The organism is Paraburkholderia sp. J67 (genome assembly GCF_905220265.1).
In the GTDB taxonomy this organism is placed as follows: domain Bacteria; phylum Pseudomonadota; class Gammaproteobacteria; order Burkholderiales; family Burkholderiaceae; genus Paraburkholderia.
Genome location: NZ_CAJMZK010000004.1, coordinates 56581 through 74691, shown reverse-complemented (window position 1 = coordinate 74691; position 18111 = coordinate 56581). Strand labels below are relative to the sequence as shown.

General features: G+C 64.1%; 16 protein-coding genes. 10 read left to right on the top strand and 6 right to left on the bottom strand.

The window, feature by feature from the left end:
- The first annotated feature begins 944 nt into the window (after nt 1-944).
- From U5782_RS09855 to U5782_RS09830, 6 genes are all read left to right on the top strand, one after another.
- Nucleotides 945-2150, top strand: coding sequence for a cation:proton antiporter (locus U5782_RS09855; protein WP_322043635.1), 1206 nt, complete (start codon nt 945-947; stop codon nt 2148-2150).
- 117 nt (nt 2151-2267) lie between these two features.
- On the top strand, nt 2268-3383 hold the full coding sequence (locus tag U5782_RS09850) for a YbdK family carboxylate-amine ligase (protein ID WP_322043634.1): 1116 nt from the start codon (nt 2268-2270) through the stop codon (nt 3381-3383).
- A gap of 696 nt (nt 3384-4079) precedes the next feature.
- Complete coding sequence (locus U5782_RS09845) at nt 4080-4718, top strand: MarR family winged helix-turn-helix transcriptional regulator (RefSeq protein WP_322043633.1); 639 nt, start codon at nt 4080-4082, stop codon at nt 4716-4718.
- Nucleotides 4719-4966: 248 nt separating this feature from the next.
- Nucleotides 4967-5704 carry a glutamine amidotransferase gene (locus U5782_RS09840; protein WP_322043632.1) on the top strand — a complete coding sequence of 246 codons (738 nt, stop codon included), beginning with the start codon at nt 4967-4969 and terminating at the stop codon, nt 5702-5704.
- Between the two features lie 138 nt (nt 5705-5842).
- On the top strand, nt 5843-6955 hold the full coding sequence (locus tag U5782_RS09835; RefSeq protein ID WP_322043631.1) for an NADH:flavin oxidoreductase/NADH oxidase: 1113 nt from the start codon (nt 5843-5845) through the stop codon (nt 6953-6955).
- Nucleotides 6956-7244: 289 nt separating this feature from the next.
- Entirely contained in the window at nt 7245-7745 is a 501-nt protein-coding gene (locus U5782_RS09830) for an SET domain-containing protein (RefSeq protein WP_322043630.1), read from the top strand.
- A 115-nt stretch (nt 7746-7860) separates the two neighbouring features.
- On the opposite strand, the gene U5782_RS09825 is transcribed toward U5782_RS09830, so the two are convergent.
- Both U5782_RS09825 and U5782_RS09820 read right to left on the bottom strand, forming a co-directional pair.
- Nucleotides 7861-9438, bottom strand: a complete 1578-nt coding sequence (locus U5782_RS09825) for a sensor histidine kinase (protein ID WP_322043629.1) — start codon at nt 9436-9438, stop codon at nt 7861-7863.
- Between the two features lie 227 nt (nt 9439-9665).
- Nucleotides 9666-10352, bottom strand: a complete 687-nt coding sequence (locus U5782_RS09820; protein WP_091999860.1) for a response regulator transcription factor — start codon at nt 10350-10352, stop codon at nt 9666-9668.
- A gap of 123 nt (nt 10353-10475) precedes the next feature.
- On the opposite strand from U5782_RS09820, the gene U5782_RS09815 reads away from it, so the two are divergent.
- Nucleotides 10476-10706: a DUF3717 domain-containing protein gene (locus tag U5782_RS09815; RefSeq protein ID WP_322043628.1), complete on the top strand. Its 231-nt coding sequence runs from the start codon at nt 10476-10478 to the stop codon at nt 10704-10706.
- Between the two features lie 151 nt (nt 10707-10857).
- On the opposite strand, the gene U5782_RS09810 is transcribed toward U5782_RS09815, so the two are convergent.
- Nucleotides 10858-11190 (bottom strand): 4a-hydroxytetrahydrobiopterin dehydratase, encoded by a 333-nt coding sequence (locus U5782_RS09810; RefSeq protein WP_322043627.1) that lies wholly within the window; start codon nt 11188-11190, stop codon nt 10858-10860.
- Between the two features lie 142 nt (nt 11191-11332).
- Nucleotides 11333-12229: a phenylalanine 4-monooxygenase gene (phhA, locus tag U5782_RS09805; protein WP_322043626.1), complete on the bottom strand. Its 897-nt coding sequence runs from the start codon at nt 12227-12229 to the stop codon at nt 11333-11335.
- Nucleotides 12230-12369: 140 nt separating this feature from the next.
- Between phhA and U5782_RS09800 the strand changes: the two genes are divergently transcribed.
- Nucleotides 12370-12861 carry an Lrp/AsnC family transcriptional regulator gene (locus tag U5782_RS09800; RefSeq protein WP_027815978.1) on the top strand — a complete coding sequence of 164 codons (492 nt, stop codon included), beginning with the start codon at nt 12370-12372 and terminating at the stop codon, nt 12859-12861.
- Between the two features lie 32 nt (nt 12862-12893).
- Here the strand turns inward: U5782_RS09800 and U5782_RS09795 are convergent, their stop codons facing one another.
- Nucleotides 12894-13421, bottom strand: coding sequence for a class IV adenylate cyclase (locus U5782_RS09795; RefSeq protein WP_322043625.1), 528 nt, complete (start codon nt 13419-13421; stop codon nt 12894-12896).
- Between the two features lie 216 nt (nt 13422-13637).
- Entirely contained in the window at nt 13638-14525 is an 888-nt protein-coding gene (locus U5782_RS09790; protein ID WP_322043624.1) for a LysR family transcriptional regulator, read from the bottom strand.
- 149 nt (nt 14526-14674) lie between these two features.
- Between U5782_RS09790 and U5782_RS09785 the strand changes: the two genes are divergently transcribed.
- Nucleotides 14675-16198 (top strand): CoA-acylating methylmalonate-semialdehyde dehydrogenase, encoded by a 1524-nt coding sequence (locus U5782_RS09785; RefSeq protein ID WP_322043623.1) that lies wholly within the window; start codon nt 14675-14677, stop codon nt 16196-16198.
- A gap of 15 nt (nt 16199-16213) precedes the next feature.
- Nucleotides 16214-17917: a GMC family oxidoreductase gene (locus U5782_RS09780; RefSeq protein ID WP_322043622.1), complete on the top strand. Its 1704-nt coding sequence runs from the start codon at nt 16214-16216 to the stop codon at nt 17915-17917.
- The last annotated feature ends 194 nt before the right edge of the window (nt 17918-18111 follow it).

Here is an 18111-nt window from a genome sequence, read left to right as displayed (position 1 = left end):
CCAATACAGTTATCCCCGTGGATATGTGGATAACTGCGCGAGTTGTGGACAAGTTTCGTGTGGGCGCGATGTGGGCGTAAACGGGATAACTTGCGACCTGCTTCGCGCCCTCAAAAAGTTGTTCTTTGTTGCCAGGCAAGGTGCCACACACTATGCGGAGGGTTGTGCGATCGCCAACCCAATGATTCACATAGGTATACAGGGGTTATCCACAGGAAAGAGCCGCCTTTGTTAACTTCTACTACGTATACATACGGTAAACCGTAAACCTGAAGCTGGCTCCATCGCTATCGGCCAACCAGCCCTGCGCAGCACTGTCGTGCTGTTTGTCGCCGCTTAGCACGTTGACGGCGATACGACGGTCATTTTTCCCACATCGTCAGACAAAACGGGCGCAATTACCGGCAACGCCTGGCTTCATCGTGGCAAGTGGGACAATTGCAAAAAAGCTATGGCACAATCGCCGTTCTTTTCCGCGTCATATGCCGTATCGACCCTGGCGAACGGCGGACGCGTCCACGGAACGGATGCCGCCTGACCTGAATCTGAATCCACAGGACAGCCGGCTGCGTTCGTTCATCCAACCCGGGCGCTGACAATCCATACAGAAAGCGCCTGGACCGGCTGTTCGCCGCGCAAGCGGTACCGGTAAGAGGTTTCCCGCTGTCGTCCGCCGCACACTGTCCGCCGCCGCTATTGGCTGGCAGCGGGCCCGCGCGTCCCCGGCGGATACCTTCCTGTACCGTGTGAGGCCGGCGTCTGGCTCGCCGCGCGTTCGCCACGCTTGTGATATGTCTGCGTGGCACGCGGCTTGCCCATGAGACTCGCCGTAGCGGTACGCGTACGTCGGACAGCTGGACTTGTCTTCTATGCCGGCCGGAGCGGGGCTTTCGTGCCTTGTCCGGTCCCCTGCAAGAAGGTGTAGCCAAGGAGAAGCCTTCACGATGAAGTCGGCGTTTTCGTTCTTTCCTGCGTGGCCGTTGCAACCTGACGGCATATTCTGGGCCGGGCTCGCGCTGCTCGCCGCCGGTCTGTGCGGCGAACTGTGTTATCGCGCCTGGCGGTTGCCGCGGATTTCCGGCTATGCCGTCATTGGCCTGATTGCCGGTTCGGCGGGCTTCGGCGTGATCGACATCGATACCGCCAATGCCGCGCGCCCCGTGCTCGATGTCGCGCTCGGCCTGTTGCTGTTCGAACTCGGCAGCCGGCTCGATCTGCGCTGGATCCGCCGCAATCCGTGGCTGATTCTGTCGAGCCTCGCGGAAGCCACGCTCACGTTCGTGCTGGTGCTCGGCGTCTTGCTGTTTCTTTCCGTGCCCGCGATGGTCGCGATCGTCGTGGCGTCGATCGCGATGGCCACGTCGCCCGCGATGGTGATCCAGCTCAAGACCGAGTTGCGCGCCGAAGGGCAGGTCACGCAGCGTCTCATCACGCTGACCGCGCTCAACAGCATGTATGCAGTCGTGATCGAAAAGCTCGCGTCCAGCTGGTTGCATCAGGAAATCTACGGCAACGTGTTTGCCACCATCCTGCAGCCGCTTTATCTGCTGGTCGGCTCGATCGTGGTCGCCTACGTGCTCGCGCGCGCCTGCACCTTGTTCTATCGGCGCCTGAGCCCGCAGGACGAGCATTCGTTCGTCGCGCTGTTCGGCCTCGTGCTGCTGGCGATCGCCGTGGCGCATCTGCTCAAGCTGTCGACCATCCTGAGCCTGCTGGCCGCAGGGATCATCGTGAAGAACCTGGAAGTGCGTCCGCAGCTCTGGCCGCAGCACTTCGGCACGGCCGGATGGCTGCTCACCGTGATTCTGTTCGTGCTCACCATGACCACTTTCCAGTGGCACGACATCCTCGTGGGCGGTGTGGCCGCGGCGGGGCTGATCGTCGCGCGGCTGGTGGCGAAGCTCGTCGGCGTGCTGATCTTCGCTAAGCCGAGCGGCCTCGAATGGAAGCAGGGCGTGGCGCTAGGGATCGCGCTCACGCCGATGTCCGCGCTCGCGCTGCTGCTCATGGAGGACACCTACGATCTTTATCCGACGTTCGATCCGAGCCTGCGCGCCATCATGATGTGCGCGATCGTCGCGCTGCAATTGATCGGGCCGTGGCTCGTGTACCGGGCGCTTGCGCTCGTGGGCGAACGCGGCGAAGAATGAAACCGGCGGCGCGCGCCCGCTGAGTGCGCGCCGCGACGAAACACCGCCCGCCGCGCGCTTCGCCGTCGCTTCATGTAGCCGACGGCCGCGCGCAGCGCGGCAGAAAGAGGGGACGTCATGTCACTGGAAACATTTGTCGATTCGAAGCCGTTCACCTTCGGTGTCGAGCTCGAAATGCAGATCGTCAACACGCACGATTACGATCTGACCAAGGCGGGCAGCGATCTCATGCGCCTCATCAAGGACCAGGAGATCCCCGGCAATATCACGCCCGAAATCACGGAGAGCATGATCGAGCTCTCCACGGGCATCTGCACCCACCATGAGCAGGCCGTGACCGATCTGCGCAAGATCCGCGACGTGCTGGTCGCGGCCGCGGACCGTCTGAATGTCGGTCTGTGCGGCGGCGGCACCCACGCGTTCCAGCAATGGAGCGACCGGCGCATCGTCGATACGCCGCGCTTTCAGTACCTTTCGGAGCTGTACGGCTATCTCGCCAAGCAGTTCACGGTGTTCGGCCAGCATGTGCACATTGGCTGCCCGGATGCCGATAGCGCGCTGTTTCTGCTGCATTCGCTCTCGCGCTTCATTCCTCATTTCATTGCGCTGTCCGCCTCGTCGCCCTATGTGCAGGGCGTGGACACCGGATTTCATTCGGCACGGCTGAATTCCGTGTTCGCGTTTCCGCTTTCGGGGCGCGCGCCCTTTGTGCTGAGCTGGGAGGAGTTCAAGGAATACTTCTCGAAGATGGTGCACACGGGCGTTGTCAACAGCATGAAAGACTTTTACTGGGACATTCGCCCGAAGCCCGGTTTCGGCACGATCGAAGTGCGCGTGATGGACACCCCGCTCTCGGTCGAGCGCGCGGCGGCGATCGCCTGCTACATCCAGACGCTCGCACGCCATCTGCTGATCGACCGGCCGATCCAGCCGCTCGAGGACGATTACCTCGTGTACACGTTCAACCGCTTCCAGGCGTGCCGTTTCGGCTTGGCAGGCACCTGCGTCGACCCGCAGTCGGGCGAGCGCCGCACCATTTCCGAGGACATTCTCGCCACCCTCGACAAGATCGCGCCGCATGGCGAGGCGCTCGGCTCGACCCGTGCGCTTGCGGAAATCGGCACGATCGCGCGCGCCCAGAACAACGACGCGAGCTGGTTGCGCAGCGTGGTCGCCGACGAAAAATCGCTGCACGAAGCGGTGCGGCAGCAGTGCCTGCGCTGGCGCGCGTGACGCCCAGCGCCGCGTAAACAGCGGTAAAAAGCCGTGCGAGAGGGCAGCCCGAGGGCTGCCCTCGTTGTTTTGGGCACGCCCCGGAGTCCGCCGGCGACCCATGCCAAAGCCCACAACTCACTTTTGCGCCGGCTCACGCAAATTTTTTTGTCCCAGGCAAGATACCAGGGGGTACGTATTTTTTTGATCTTTGCGCAGTTATGGGCAATAGTGTGCAGCAGGGGCTGCCTGTGACTGTGGGTAACCGCTGAAAAGCCTGCAAACTCAAGGGTCTGCGTGACGATCGCACAGTCCGGTTGTGCTTGCATCGCAGGCCTGAATGCGCGATAACCTGCATGCGGATCTAGCGAGGATTGCGCATCGTCAAGAATCTACCCACATATCATTAGTGCACTTACCAACGGGTTATCCACAATTCCCGCTTGATAAGTTAGCTGTGCGATTTGCCACTCTCGCATAGAATATCGGTTTGCTGCGCAGGCACGAGGTTACGAAGGAAACGTCGGGTCTGCTGAGCGAGACGAAATGACTGTACGCGGTACGTGCTTCGGGTAGTTTTTGGCGCGTGCGAAGCAGGAATTTTTTGAGATGGTGCGGATGATTCTCTGAGATCGTCCGCGAGGTTTCCCACAAAGCCGTCGGCGCATGCGGCGGCTGACGATGCAGCGCAAGCTGCCAATAAACCAGCGAAAGACTATGAGCGAAGGCGTATACGGAGAGCAGGCAGCCGGGCGGGTGACCCATAGCCTGCTGCGACTTAGCACGGCTATGCGGAGCCAGGCGTGGGACTGGGCCGAAGGCGCAGGACTGACGCCGACCCAGGGTGAAATTCTCGTGCTGCTGATGCAGCGTAAGGGGCCGATGCGCCTCGGCGAGATCGCCCGCGAGACGGCACTGACTGCCGCAACGACCAGCGATGCAGTGAGCACGCTCGAAACCAAGGGTCTCGTCGAAAAGCGCCGTGCGCTCGACGATGGCCGCGCGCTCGCGGTGCGTCTGACCGCGCGTGGCCGTACGGCCGCGAAGAAGGCCGCACAATGGCCTGACTTCCTCTCGAAGGCAGTCGGCACGCTGCGTGCGGACGAGCAATCGGCGTTCTATCGCACGCTGCTCAAGACCGTGTTCGTGCTCGAATCGCAGGAAGCCATGCCGCAACACCGCATGTGCCTGACCTGCTCGCATTTCGAGCCGAGCAAGAACCCGAAGAAGACGCCGCACAAATGCGCGCTGCTCGGCATCCAGATGGCCGACACCGATCTGCGTCTCGACTGCTCGGTGTTCGAACTGGCCGACGCGACGACCCAGAAGAAAAACTGGAAAATCTTCGCGGCCTAACGTCGCGTAGAGCCCTGCGAAACCGGCGGCTCATACGGAAGCGCCGTGCCGTCCCTTATGTGGGCGGCCGCGCATCCGGTGTGCCGGTCTAACGGTTTCGCCCAGCGCTCATGTGGCACACTGTGCCCGCGTTATGGCGTCGCACGCATTGGCGTGCGTTCAACGTGCTTGTCATGTATACCCGACGTGCGTGCGGCATCGTGTCCGCGGCGCGCGTCGAATTGTGTAGCTGACCCAGGGATTTGCCGATGAATCGCGAAGTATTGGCCGTTCGCCACGTATATTTCGAGGACCTCGGCAGTTTCGAGCGCGTACTCGGCGACCGCGGTCGGCCGGTGCGTTACGTCGACGTCGGCTTCGCCCGCGTCGGTGCGCTCAATCCCACTTCTGCGTCTCTGATGGTGATCCTCGGCGGTCCCATCAATGCCTGCGACGACGCACGCTATCCCACACTCGCACCCATCGCCACGCTGATCGAAAAGCGCATCGCGGCGGGCCTGCCCACGCTCGGCATCTGCCTTGGCGCGCAACTGATCGCGCGCGTTCTCGGCGCGCGTGTCCAGGCGGCGGGCTACAAGGAACTCGGCTGGACGCCGCTCACGCTCACCGATGCGGGGCGCGCCTCGCCGCTGCGCCACGTGGACGGCGCGTCGACCTCGATGCTGCACTGGCACGGCGACACCTTCGATCTGCCGCAGGGCGCCACGCGTCTCGCCTCGACGCCGCTGTGCGAAAACCAGGCGTTTTCGTGGGGCAACCACGTGCTCGGGCTGCAATGCCATCCCGAAGTGCGCGCGGACCGTTTCGAGCCCTGGCTGATCGGCAACGCGGGCGAGCTCGATGCGGCGGGCGTCGATATCAATGCGCTGCGCGCCGAAACCGCGCAGCACGGTCCGCGTCTGGAAGCGCAGGCGAGCCTGATGTTCCACGAGTGGCTCGACGCGCTCGACAATCAGGCGGCTACCGCTGCGTTGAAGCAGCCCTGAACCGGCTTCAAGGCGACACTTAAGGGTGGGCAGACACGGCCCGCCCATCCCCTTCAGCCCGACCGCAGGCGTAAAAAGCACCCTTAAAAAGCGCGTGCTATTCTCGGACGCTCCCACCACCGTCCGCATCTTCTCCCCATGAGCAAGCTCTTCACTCCGCTCGCGCTGCGTGGCGTGACGCTCGCCAATCGCATTGTCGTGTCGCCGATGTGTCAGTACTCGGCCGAGCGCGGCGAGGCCAACGACTGGCATCTGATCCACCTCGGTCATCTCGCGCTGTCCGGCGCGGCCATGCTGTGCATCGAAGCCACCGCCGTCGAGCCCGATGGCCGCATCACGCCAGGCTGTCTCGGCCTCTGGGATGACGCCACCGAATCCGCCCTCGAGCCGGTGATTGCCGCCATTCGCCGTCACTCGCCGATCCGTATCGCCATGCAGATCTCGCACGCGGGTCGCAAGGCGTCGAGCCACGTGCCCTGGGAAGGCGGCCAGCTGATTGCCGTCGCCGATGGCGGATGGCTGCCGCATGGGCCTTCGGCGCTGCCGCACAAGGACGACGAAACGCCGCCGCTCGCACTCGATACCGCCGGCCTGAACCGCGTGCGCAACGCCTTCGCGGCGACTGCGCGGCGCGCCGCGCGCCTGGGTATCGACGCGCTCGAAGTGCACTGCGCGCACGGCTATCTGCTCCATCAGTTCCTCTCGCCGCTCGCGAATCAGCGCACCGACGAGTACGGCGGCTCGCTCGAAAACCGCATGCGCTTTCCGCTTGAAATCTTCGATATCGTGCGCGCCGCGTTCCCCGAAGATCGGCCCGTGGGCGTACGCGTGTCGGCCACCGACTGGGTCGAGGGCGGCTGGACGCCCGAGGAGACCGTCGTGTTCGCGCAGGCGCTCAAGGCGCGTGGCGTGGACTGGATCGACGTGTCGTCGGGCGGCGTGTCGCCTTTGCAGAAGATTCCGCTCGAGCCCGGTTATCAGGTGCCGTTCGCGCGCAAGGTGAAGCAGGAAACTGGCGTGAATACGATCGCCGTGGGCCTCATCACCGACGCACTGCAGGCCAATCAGATCGTCGAGGACGGCGAGGCCGACATGATCGCGATGGCGCGCGCGATGCTCTACGATCCGCGTTGGCCGTGGCACGCCGCCGCGCAACTCGGCGCGAGCGTGAGCGCTCCGCCGCAGTACTGGCGATCGCAGCCGCGTGAGTTGAAGAAGCTGTTCGGCGATACCTCACTCGGGCAGCGTTGAGCGCAGTGAGTCGTGCAGCGTGCATACGTCGCGCGCGCATCGCACGCGCCAGGTTGAACGAAAGAGGCGCGAGCGTGTACGATGCCGGTTGTGGCGCGCCTCGCACTTCTCATGTTTCTCATGTGGTTCGATGCACGCACACGAGCGCGGCGCCGACATGGCGCCGCGTTTGCGTGGAGCGCGGCTTCTTCGGTATCGCGCGACGCGCAGGATGTGTCGCGGCCGTCCGGCGAATCAGCGGGCGCCGCGAGCGGGAACGTCTCTCCAGTACTTCACAAGGATTCCATCAATGAGTGTACGCAGGATCGTCGTGCGCCAATCGGGCGTACACGGCAAGGGCGTATTTGCGGCCGGCGAGATCGAGGCTGGCGAGCGGCTGATCGAATACAAAGGCGAGCGCATCTCGTGGAAGGAAGCATTGCGGCGTCATCCGCATAATCCCGATGAACCGAATCACACCTTCTATTTCGCGCTCGACGACGGCGATGTCATCGACGGCAAGATCAAGGGCAACAGCGCGCGCTGGATCAACCACTCCTGCGCGCCGAACTGCGAAGCCGAAGAGATCGAAGGCCACGTGTACATCCACGCGCTGCGCGACATCGCAGAAGGCGAGGAACTGTTCTACGACTACGGCCTCGTGATCGACGCGAAGCAGACCAAGAAGCTCAAGCGCGAATATGAATGCCGCTGCGGCGCGCGCAAGTGCCGTGGCACGATGCTTGCACCGCCCGACGAAAGCGAAGGCAAGAGCAAGGCCGCGAAGTCGAAGGGCAAGAAGAAGAAATGAACGGCGCACGCGTGTGAAACGCGTCATCGGAAAGCACATGGGCCGCAATTGCGGCCCATGTTTTTTGTCTGGCGATTCGTGCAACGCGGTGCAGCGAGACGCAACCAGCGCGCAATCAGAGATCGATCGGCGCCTGGTGTGAGGGCTTTTTCGCCGATGCCTGCGCGTGATGCGTGGCGTCGCGCGCGTCGGCGTGAGCATCGTCTTGCAGCGTGTTTTTGCGCGCCAGCGGATCGCTTGTTCCCAGGTCTTTGACTTCATTCAGACGCCGGTTGTTGAGCGGCACGCGCACGATGAAACGTGCGCCGCCTTCGGGCGCGTCCTCGTAATGCACGCTGCCGCGATGAAGCGACATGATGTCGTGCACGATCGCGAGACCCAGGCCCGCACCGCTATCGACACCGCTTTCGCTCTGGCCGTCGCCGCGGAAGAAGCGCTTGAAGAGATCCGCCTGCTGCCCTTGCGGAACGCCCCGGCCATTGTCTTCGACGACGATTTCCGCCATCGGCACGCCGTCCGCAAGAGTCTGCGAAACCGTCACCGTAATGCGTCCGCCATCGGCGCGCGCGGGCGGCAGGTACTTCAGCGCGTTGTCGAGCAGATTCGCGATCACCTCGTGCAGCAGCACGGGATTGCCGCGCACCATCAGCGGCGTGTCGTTCTCGGGATCGTCGAGGCGCTGGAAGCCCAGGTCGACGTGCCAGGCGAGCGCGCGCGGCACCCATTCGGCCCCGGTCTCGAAGGCGAGCGTGGCCATGTCGATCTCGACGAAACGCGCTGCCTGTTCACCAGGCTCGGCGCGCGCAAGCGAAAGGAGCTGGTTCGAGAGCCGCACCGCGCGGTCGGCGGCGGCGCGCAACTCGCGCACAGCGTCGTTGACCTTCTGCGGCTCGCGCGCGTTGACGGCCTGCTCGGCGTGCAGTTTCACGGCGGTGAGCGGCGTGCGCAGCTGATGCGCGGCGTCGGCGATGAATTTGCGCTGGCCTTCGAGTGCGGTCTTCAGGCGCCCGAGCAGGGCGTTGAGCGCGCCTGTGAGCGGACGGATCTCAACGGGGACGTAGGTCTCGTCGACGGGCTCGAGCGACGTGTGCGTCTGGCGATTGAGCGAATCGGCGAGATCGGTGAGCGGGTTGAGCTGCTGGTTCACGACGCGCCACACGATCACCCAGCCCGCGAGCAGCAACAGCAGCAGCGGCATCATGATCGCCACGAGGAATTCAGCCGCGATGCGAAAGCGATGATGCACGGGCTGACCCACTTCCACGACGATGGGGTTGCCGTGCGGCTGAGGCACGCGCACCTGGGCGACGCGCACGCTCACGCCCTGATAAACGGTCTCGAACACGTACGCGTAGTGCATGCGGCGCACGTTGGTGCCCTGGAGCGGCAGATCGTGATCGCCGGCGATTTCGGTTTCGCCGTTGCTGATGCGATAGACGAGATGCTCGACGGGGTCGGAGAACATCGCCTGGGCGAGCGGCGGCACAGTCACGGGCGCATCCGGCCCGGCGATCTGGATCTGTTTCGAGATTGCGGTGGCGAGATCGGCGAGCGATCGATCGACCACGTGCTGCGTGTACTGCCACGCGAGCCAATAGGCGATCAGGCCGCTCATTAGCGCGAGCAGCGAAAGTGGGGCGGCGAGGCGCCGCAGCAGCGTACGCCGCAGGCTCGTTGCGGCCGGAAGGGACATGATCGGTTCAGGCGAAAGGTGGGTCGTGGGCGCGGCGCTCGAAGGCGGTCCACGCGGGCCTGGATCATTTTACGCGGGTGGACGGGCGTGCGGCAGACGGTGGGGGCGTGCGGGTGCGCCGGCGGGTTTGCGCGGGGCGGGAAGCGGGTGTAGCGGGAGGGGAAGGCGAGAGGCGGGGTGCAGACGCCTCGCGGGAGTGCGAGGCGCCTGAGAGGGCGCTGGCAGCGTTAAGCGGCCTGGCGGATTTCCTGCAGCAGATAACCGAAGCCGCGCACCGTGACGATCTCGACACGGCAGCTTTCGAGCTTTTTGCGCACGCGGTGCACATAGACTTCGATCGCGGTATCGCCGAGATCGCCGCCGAAGTGCGTCAGGTGATCCTGAAGCTGTGCCTTGCTGACGACGCGGCCATGACGCAGCAGCAGCATTTCGAGCACGGCGAATTCGCGCGGCGAGAGTTCGAGCGGCTTGTCGTCGTTGAAGATGCGGCGATCGACGCCCGACAGGCGCACGCCGCCGAGCGAGACTTCGGGGCGCGGCACGTCGCCATGCGGGCCGCTGCGGCGCATCACGGCGCGAATGCGCGCTTCGAGTTCGGCCGGCTCGAACGGCTTGAGCATGTAGTCGTCGGCGCCCGAATTGAGGCCCTGCACGCGATCATTGAGCTCGTCGCGCGCGGTCAGCACGATCACGGGCGTATGACGGTTGCTCTGACGGAAGCGCGACAGCAAGGTCATGCCGTCGATGCCCGGCAAGCCGAGGTCGAGAATCACGAGTTCGTGACGGTTCTGCGTGAGTGCCTGTTCGGCGAAGATGCCGTCGTGGACCATGTCGACGGTGAAGCCGGCTTGTTCCAGGCTGGACTGGATACCGCGTGCGATGGGGCGGTCGTCTTCGATCAGAAGGAGTCGCATGGGATTCGCTCAAGTACAATGGGTTTAGCGTTTCAGGCACGCAGTTCGCGAAGCGCCGCTTGAGAAACAGAGGTACAGCGACTGAGCGGCGTCGCGTGCAACAGTTGCACGATCACGACCAACATGTCCGATATTTCGATCACCGAACTCGAAGACGCGATCAACTTCTGGCGCAACCGCTCGCCTTCGAGCGGCGACGAACTCACGTTGTGCAAGGAGGCAAGCGCGCTCTCCAAGCCATATGCGCTGCTGATTGTACAGCGTCAGAACGTCTTCTCACCGGATCGTTTAGACCCTATGGCACGGACTGCCTGGGAGTCTTACGTGTCCCTCAAGAAAGGCCTTCAAAGCTGAAGGTTTGGACGCCTGATACCCTGCATTATGCTTTCATTGCAGCGCATTTGCCGCCTGCGTGTCGTGCGTTCCCCGGCTTAACGCGCGACACGGGCATTGCGCTTACGCGCCGGCTCTCCGTATTTACCCAGCAAGCCCAGGACGTTTAACGTCAGGTCGCGAGCGGCCCCGGCGCGATCGAGTCGATGAAGCGCGCGAGTTCGATATCGCGCGTCGTGAGACCGTCGGCTTCGTGGGTCGACAGTGTGATTTCCACGCGGTTATAAACGTTGAACCACTCGGGATGGTGATTCATTTCCTGCGCCTTGATCGCCACGCGCGTCATGAAGCCGAAGGCCTCGTTGAAATCGGCGAAACGGAAATGACGCTGGATTGCGTCGCGGCCCGTGGCAGCCTGCCAGCCATGCAGCCCGGCGAGTTGCGTGGCGCGCTCTTCGGATGTGAGTCGGTTGATCATCGTGGCACCTGTATTCGCTATGTGCATTATGCGTTTCGGGCCCGGCAACGCGCCGGGCCGATGATTGATTCTTCCACGGATGGCCGGCGCGTGCAGAAGCGCTGCGGCAATCGGCGCCAGCCCTGTGGTACGTGTGTTGCGTTGCCGCAAGCGTGCGGCGCCTGGGCGTTCAGACGTCGCCGTCCGCAAGCCAGCCTTCGCGCGTGCCGCGTGTGTAGACCGTGTCGCTCGCGAGCACGTCGCCCGCGGCGTAAGGCTCAACGGCCATGAGCGGCGCAGGGTCGGCCAGACGTGCGGCAATGCCTGCGCCCAGCGCGTCGAACAGCTGCGCGAACGAGTCGATCACGAAGTAGCTCTTCTGGAACGTGTCGATGCGATAGCGCGTGCGCAGCACGCGATCGAGATCGAAGGCGAGCCGGTTGGGCGCGGCGCTTTCGACGCTGTAGAGCGATTCGCCTTTGCTCGACACGATGCCCGCGCCGTAGATTTTCACGCCATGCGGCGCTCGCGTATCACGCATCAGGCCGAATTCCACCGTGTACCAGTAGAGCCGCGCGAGCAGCGGCAGGGCGCGGTCCTCCACGGCAAGCGCGGCGCGACCATAGGCATGGATCGCATCGGCAAAAACGGGATCGGTGAGCAGCGGCACGTGACCGAACAGGTCGTGGAAGCAGTCCGGCTCTTGCAGATAGTCGAGCTGATCGGGACGGCGCATCCACCAGGTCACGGGAAAGCGCCGGTTCGCCAGATGCTCGAAGAAGATGCGGTCGGGCACGAGTCCCGGCACGGCCACGATGCGCCAGCCGGTTGCAGCCATCAGGCGCTCGCTGACGGCTGCGAAGTCCGGCACCTGCGCCACGTTCAGGCCGATGCGCTGCGCGCCTTCGATGAAGGCCTCGCAAACCCGGCCATCGAGCAACGCCATTTGCCGCCGGTAAAGCTGATCCCAAACCGCGTGATCGACCGCGCCATAGCGCTCGCGCGGTTGGTCGATGGTGAAATCTGCGCGGGTTTCGAGGCCCGCGTCGAACTGCTCCTGCAGTTTGGCGGTGGCGGCGATGGCCATGTTCTTAAAGCTCCACTAAGACAGTTTCTGTAAGGAAATTGTAGAGCGGAGTGCGCGCGGAATGTGCGCGTTTCAGGTGATCATTGGCTCATGCATGCGATAATCGTGCATCAATTTGCAATTTAATGCAGGAAATATTCATGCTCGAACTCGATCACTTCGATCTCGCGCTGCTCGACGTATTGCAGCGCTTTGGCCGCGCCACCCATCAGCAACTGGGCGAGCAGGTGCCGCTCTCGCCTTCGCAGATCGGCAGGCGCTTGCAGCGGCTGGAGGCATCGGGGGTGATCGACGGTTATCGCGTCGTGCTGCGGCCCGAGAAACTGGGTCTGGGCGTGACCGCATTCACGAGCCTGAAGTTGAAGCACCACGGCGACTCGATCATCGAGCAATTCCAGCAGCAGATCGACGTGCTGCCGGAAGTGCTCGAATGCCATGCCGTGGTGGGTGACGCCGACTATCTGCTGCGTATCGTGGCGCCGGATCTGAACGCGCTGTCGTCGTTCGTGATGAAGAAGCTGATGCGGGTGCCCGGTGTGGACAGCGTGCGCTCGAACATCGTGCTGACGACCTTCAAGCGCAATGGACCGCTGCCGCTCGGGCATCTGGAGCCAGGCGCGGCGCCGCTTTAAAAGCGTGCCGCACGCGGGTGGCGCAAAGCGCGTTACGCCGCCTGCGCGGGCGTATTGAGCAGGTCGACGTAAGCCACGGCCACGAGATCGCTCTCGTCCACGCCCAGCTTCTTGAAGACGGCGTGCGCCTCGGCTTCACCGCCTTGCTCGTCGTCCTCGGGGCCGAGCACCACTTCCAGCTCGACGAAATCGCCCAGACCGTCCACGCGATCCAGGTGGATGCGCGTGCGGCCCGCCAGGTACACGTGGCGTTCCTTCGAGACGATGCCGCGCGTGGTGAGCGCGGTGGCCAGCAGCGAGTGCATCGCTTCGGCGTTCGTCACCGGGCTGCGCGTGTAGTACGAGGCCTTGGGGCCGTCGCGGTCGTCGCGCTGGTAGAAGATCAGTTCGGGCGGCGTGCCGTCGTCGAATTGACGCAGCTTCAGGCGGCCGCGTGGCACGTCGTAGAAGAAGTCCTGCTGGCGAAAGATCAGCGGCGCATCGGTTGCGAGCTGGGCGGCGCGCTCGCGCAGGGTGTCGAATTGACGGGCGCGGGCTTTGATTTCGATGTTGCGGGCCATGCAAGGCTCCTGTTGGAACGAGGGAACGATCGGCGAGGCTCGGGACACGTCGCATCGACACGCAAGCGGTGAGCGTGCGAAAAACGCGGCGCGAATTCCGAATCTAGCAAAACTTGCGTGACCGCGTCGTTACAACGATGACAGTTTTTTGGCGTCCAATGCCCGGCGAATCATCCAGGCGTCACGCCACCACTGCAAAACGATCATGAGCGCGGCTCATATCGCCCACTGTGTTTCGATGGCCTTGAGCGCCGCCGCAATGGCGGGTTCCTCGCGGCGCGACGCGAGCGTGATGAAGGTGAGTTCGGTGGGCACCGTCACGCCTTCGACGATGGTGAGCGCGTGCGCGTGGGCCTCTGCAATCGCCGTGGCGTCGCGCGCGAGCGTGAGGCCCACGCCCGACTTCACGAGATCGAGCATCGACGGCTCCTGATCCACTTCCGCCACCTTGTTCGGTTTCGCCTGCGCGGCCTCGAAGAGTCCCGAGAGCAACCGGTTGTGCGCCGAGGCGGGCGGCGTCCAGATCCACGGCAGCGCCGCGAGCGCCCGCCAGTCGCGGGCTCCCTTCACACGATCCTTCCAGCCCGCGGGCGCCAGCACGCGGTACTGGAAATGCGTGAGTGTGAGCGTGTGGAACGCTTCGGGATCGGGGCTGGGCTGGCCGATGTAGTAGCCGACGTCCAGCTCGCGCGCGCGCACCTGATCGAGCACCCATCCCGACATGCCGTGGCGCAGCGCGGTTTCGATCAGCGGCCAGGTTTCCACCAGCTGGCGCAGAAAGCCGCCCAGACGCAGAAACGCCGGATCGAGGATGGTGCCGATGCGCAGCTTGCCGCGCACTTCATGTTGCAGCGCAGCAGCGGCGCGCTCGACGTCGGCGGCGGCCGCAAGCGCGCGCTCGGCGTGCGGCAGCAGCGCCTGGCCGTCGCGCGTGAGCGCAAGGCCGTGCGAGGTGCGGGTAAAGAGCGTGACGCCCAGGGTCTCCTGCAGATGCTTGATCTGCAGGCTCACGGCGGGCTGCGTGAGATGCAGATGGGTGGCCGCGCGCGTGAGATTGCCCTCGCGCGCGACCGTCGCGAACGCCCGCAACAAGGTCAGGTCCATGCGCTGATATTAACGCGCCTTATATCGCTGTTGAGGATTAATCATTGGATCGGCGCGGCGTCAGGCGATTACGCTAGGACGCAACGGCACAACCGTGCGCAGCGCGCGGAACCCGTCAGCACCAATAAACCTCCATCGAAGAGGGAAACATGAGCGAGACACATCGAAGCGAGGCGCCCGCGCGCGCCCTCACGCATTTCGTCAACGGCCAGGCGTTCGAGTCGACCAGCGGTCGTTACGCCGACGTCTTCAATCCCGCCACGGGCGCAGTCAGCGCGCGGGTGCCGCTTGCGAGCGTGGCCGAGGTCGATGCGGCCGTGGCCGCCGCCCACGCCGCCTTTCCCGCCTGGAGCGAGACGCCGCCCATCAAGCGCGCGCGCATTCTCTTCAAGTTCAAGGAACTGCTCGACCGCCATCACGACGAACTGGCCGCGCTCGTCACGCGCGAGCACGGCAAGGTGTTCTCGGATGCGAAGGGCGAGGTGATGCGCGGCATCGAAATCGTCGAATTCGCGTGCGGCATTCCGAATCTGCTCAAGACCGATTTCACCGATCAGATCGGCGGCGGTATCGACAACTGGAACCTGCGTCAGCCGCTCGGCGTGGTGGCCGGCGTCACGCCCTTCAACTTCCCGATGATGGTGCCGTGCTGGATGTTCCCGGTCGCGCTCGCGTGCGGCAACACCTTCGTGCTGAAGCCTTCGGAGCGCGATCCGTCCGCGTCGTTGCGGCTCGCGGAACTGCTCAAGGAAGCGGGCTTGCCCGATGGCGTGTTCAACGTCGTGCACGGCGACAAGGTGGCCGTCGACGCGCTGCTCGAGCATCCCGATGTCACCGCGCTCTCGTTCGTCGGCTCCACGCCGATCGCCGAATATATCTACACGGAAGGCACGAAGCACGGCAAGCGCGTGCAGGCGCTCGGCGGCGCGAAGAATCATCTCGTGGTGATGCCGGATGCCGATCTCGATCAGGCCGTCGATGCGCTGATCGGCGCGGCGTATGGGTCGGCGGGCGAGCGCTGCATGGCGATCTCGGTGGCGGTGGCCGTGGGCCATATCGCCGACGAACTGATCGAGCGTCTCACGCCGCGCGTGAAGGCGCTCAATATCGGCGATGGCATGAACGAGGCCTCGGAAATGGGGCCGCTCGTGACGGCGGCGCATCGCGCGAAGGTGCAGGGTTATATCGACGCGGGCGTGAATGCGGGCGCGAAACTCGTGGTGGACGGACGCGGCCACACGGTTGCGGGACACGAGAACGGCTTCTTCCTCGGCGGCACGCTGTTCGACGATGTGCGTACCGATATGTCGATTTATCGCGAGGAGATTTTCGGGCCGGTGCTCTCGGTCGTGCGCGTGCCCGATTTCGCGAGCGCGGTCGAGCTGATCAACGCGCACGAATTCGCCAATGGCGTCGCCTGCTTTACGTCCGATGGCGGCGTGGCGCGCGCGTTCTCGCGGCAGATCAAGGTGGGCATGGTCGGCATCAACGTGCCGATTCCGGTGCCGATGGCCTGGCATTCGTTCGGCGGCTGGAAGCGCTCGCTGTTCGGCGATCACCACGCGTATGGTGAGGAAGGCGTGCGCTTCTACACGCGCTACAAGAGCATCATGCAGCGCTGGCCGGACAGCATCGCCAAGGGCGCGGAATTCACCATGCCCGTGGCGAAATAAGCGAGGCTAGCCATCATGTCTGCAACACAGGACCTGGCAGCAGGCCGCCGCGTCGAGGGCGAATTCGATTACGTGATCGTCGGCGCGGGCACGGCGGGCTGCGTGCTCGCCAACCGCCTCACGCAAGACCCAGACGTCACCGTGCTGCTCATCGAGGCGGGCGGCAAGGACGACTATCACTGGATTCACATTCCGGTCGGCTATCTGCACTGCATCGGCAATCCGCGCACGGACTGGCTTTACAAGACCGCTGCGGAAAAGGGCCTCAACGGGCGCTCGCTTGCGTATCCGCGCGGGCGCGTGCTGGGCGGATCGTCGTCGATCAACGGCATGATCTACATGCGCGGCCAACGCGAGGATTACGACAACTGGGCGCGCGTAACGGGCGATTCGGGCTGGTCGTGGGATTCGGTGCTGCCCGTTTTCAAACGCAGCGAGGACTATCACGGCGGCGCGAACGAGTTTCACGGCGCGGGCGGCGAATGGCGCGTGGAGAAGCAGCGGCTCAAGTGGAAGATCCTCGAAACCTTTGCACAGGCCGCGCAGGAGCAGGGCATTCCCGCCACCAGCGACTTCAATCGCGGCAATAACGAGGGCGTCGGTTATTTCGACGTGAACCAGAAGCGCGGCGTGCGCTGGAATGCGTCGAAGGCGTTTTTGCGCGCGGCGATGAAGCGGCCCAATCTCACCGTCGTCACCGGCGCGCTCACCGAACGCGTGATCTTCGAGGGCAAACGTTGCGTGGGCGTGGACTATCGAGGCGATGTCGCGTACCGCGCGCGGGCGCGCTGCGAGGTGATCCTGAGCGCGGGCGCGGTGAACTCGCCGCAACTGCTGGAGCGTTCCGGCATTGGCGACGCCGCGCGGCTCGCACAGATCGGCGTGGATGTCGTGCAGGATTTGCACGGCGTGGGCGAGAACCTGCAAGACCATCTGCAACTGCGCATGGCGTTCAAGGTGAACGGCGTGCGCACGCTCAACACGGCCTCGGCGCACTGGTGGGGCAAGCTCATGATCGGCATGGAGTACGCGCTGATGCAAAGCGGGCCGATGTCGATGGCGCCGTCGCAACTCGGTGCGTTCGCGAAGTCGGATGCGAACGATCCGGGGCTCACGCGGCCCGACCTGCAGTATCACGTGCAGCCGCTTTCGCTCGACCGTTTTGGCGAGCCGCTGCATCGCTTCAACGCGTTCACGGCGTCGGTGTGCAATCTGCGGCCCACGTCGCGCGGCAGCATTCACGCGGTATCGGCCAAGCCCGAAGACGCGCCCGCCATCGCGCCGAACTATCTGTCGACCGAGCAGGATCTGCGCGTGGCCGCCAATGCGCTGCGGCTCACGCGCCGCATTGCCGCTTCGGGTGCGCTCGCGCGTTATCAGCCGCACGAGATCCTGCCGGGACTCGCGTTTCAGAGCGAAGCCGAATTGCGCGAGGCGGCGGGCAATATCGGCACGACGATTTTTCATCCGGTAGGCACCTGCCGCATGGGGCGCGCCGACGATGCCGATGCCGTGGTCGATGCGCGCCTGCGCGTGCGCGGCGTGGATGGACTGCGCGTGGTGGATGCCTCGGTGATGCCGTTCATCACCTCGGGCAACACCAATTCGCCGACGCTGATGATTGCCGAACGCGCCGCGCAGATGATGCGCGAGGATCGGCGCGCCGGGACCGCGAGCGCCGTGCGTGCCGACGTGGCCGCGTCAGCATCGGTGGCTTGAAGTGCGCGCTTAACTGTGTGCGCCCGCGCAAGACGATTTAAAGGGCGCGCAGCAAAAGCAGGCCTTTCGGACCACTATCCAGGACATGCGCCGTGCTTGCGGCGCATGGGCTTCGGCACGTCGGTGGTGCACCTGCAATATATTTAACGTGCTTTTATTACGCCGTTATCACGCGTGATCTTCTGTTAAATCGC

Excerpts from the sequence above, each read along its gene's own strand:
- U5782_RS09855 (WP_322043635.1), top strand. The coding sequence starts at position 945 with ATGAAGTCGGCGTTTTCGTTCTTTCCTGCGTGGCCGTTGCAACCTGAC.
- U5782_RS09850 (WP_322043634.1), top strand. The coding sequence starts at position 2,268 with ATGTCACTGGAAACATTTGTCGATTCGAAGCCGTTCACCTTCGGTGTC.
- U5782_RS09845 (WP_322043633.1), top strand. The coding sequence starts at position 4,080 with ATGAGCGAAGGCGTATACGGAGAGCAGGCAGCCGGGCGGGTGACCCAT.
- U5782_RS09840 (WP_322043632.1), top strand. The coding sequence starts at position 4,967 with ATGAATCGCGAAGTATTGGCCGTTCGCCACGTATATTTCGAGGACCTC.
- U5782_RS09835 (WP_322043631.1), top strand. The coding sequence starts at position 5,843 with ATGAGCAAGCTCTTCACTCCGCTCGCGCTGCGTGGCGTGACGCTCGCC.
- U5782_RS09830 (WP_322043630.1), top strand. The coding sequence starts at position 7,245 with ATGAGTGTACGCAGGATCGTCGTGCGCCAATCGGGCGTACACGGCAAG.
- U5782_RS09825 (WP_322043629.1), bottom strand. The coding sequence starts at position 9,438 with ATGTCCCTTCCGGCCGCAACGAGCCTGCGGCGTACGCTGCTGCGGCGC.
- U5782_RS09820 (WP_091999860.1), bottom strand. The coding sequence starts at position 10,352 with ATGCGACTCCTTCTGATCGAAGACGACCGCCCCATCGCACGCGGTATC.
- U5782_RS09815 (WP_322043628.1), top strand. The coding sequence starts at position 10,476 with ATGTCCGATATTTCGATCACCGAACTCGAAGACGCGATCAACTTCTGG.
- U5782_RS09810 (WP_322043627.1), bottom strand. The coding sequence starts at position 11,190 with ATGCACATAGCGAATACAGGTGCCACGATGATCAACCGACTCACATCC.
- phhA (WP_322043626.1), bottom strand. The coding sequence starts at position 12,229 with ATGGCCATCGCCGCCACCGCCAAACTGCAGGAGCAGTTCGACGCGGGC.
- U5782_RS09800 (WP_027815978.1), top strand. The coding sequence starts at position 12,370 with ATGCTCGAACTCGATCACTTCGATCTCGCGCTGCTCGACGTATTGCAG.
- U5782_RS09795 (WP_322043625.1), bottom strand. The coding sequence starts at position 13,421 with ATGGCCCGCAACATCGAAATCAAAGCCCGCGCCCGTCAATTCGACACC.
- U5782_RS09790 (WP_322043624.1), bottom strand. The coding sequence starts at position 14,525 with ATGGACCTGACCTTGTTGCGGGCGTTCGCGACGGTCGCGCGCGAGGGC.
- U5782_RS09785 (WP_322043623.1), top strand. The coding sequence starts at position 14,675 with ATGAGCGAGACACATCGAAGCGAGGCGCCCGCGCGCGCCCTCACGCAT.
- U5782_RS09780 (WP_322043622.1), top strand. The coding sequence starts at position 16,214 with ATGTCTGCAACACAGGACCTGGCAGCAGGCCGCCGCGTCGAGGGCGAA.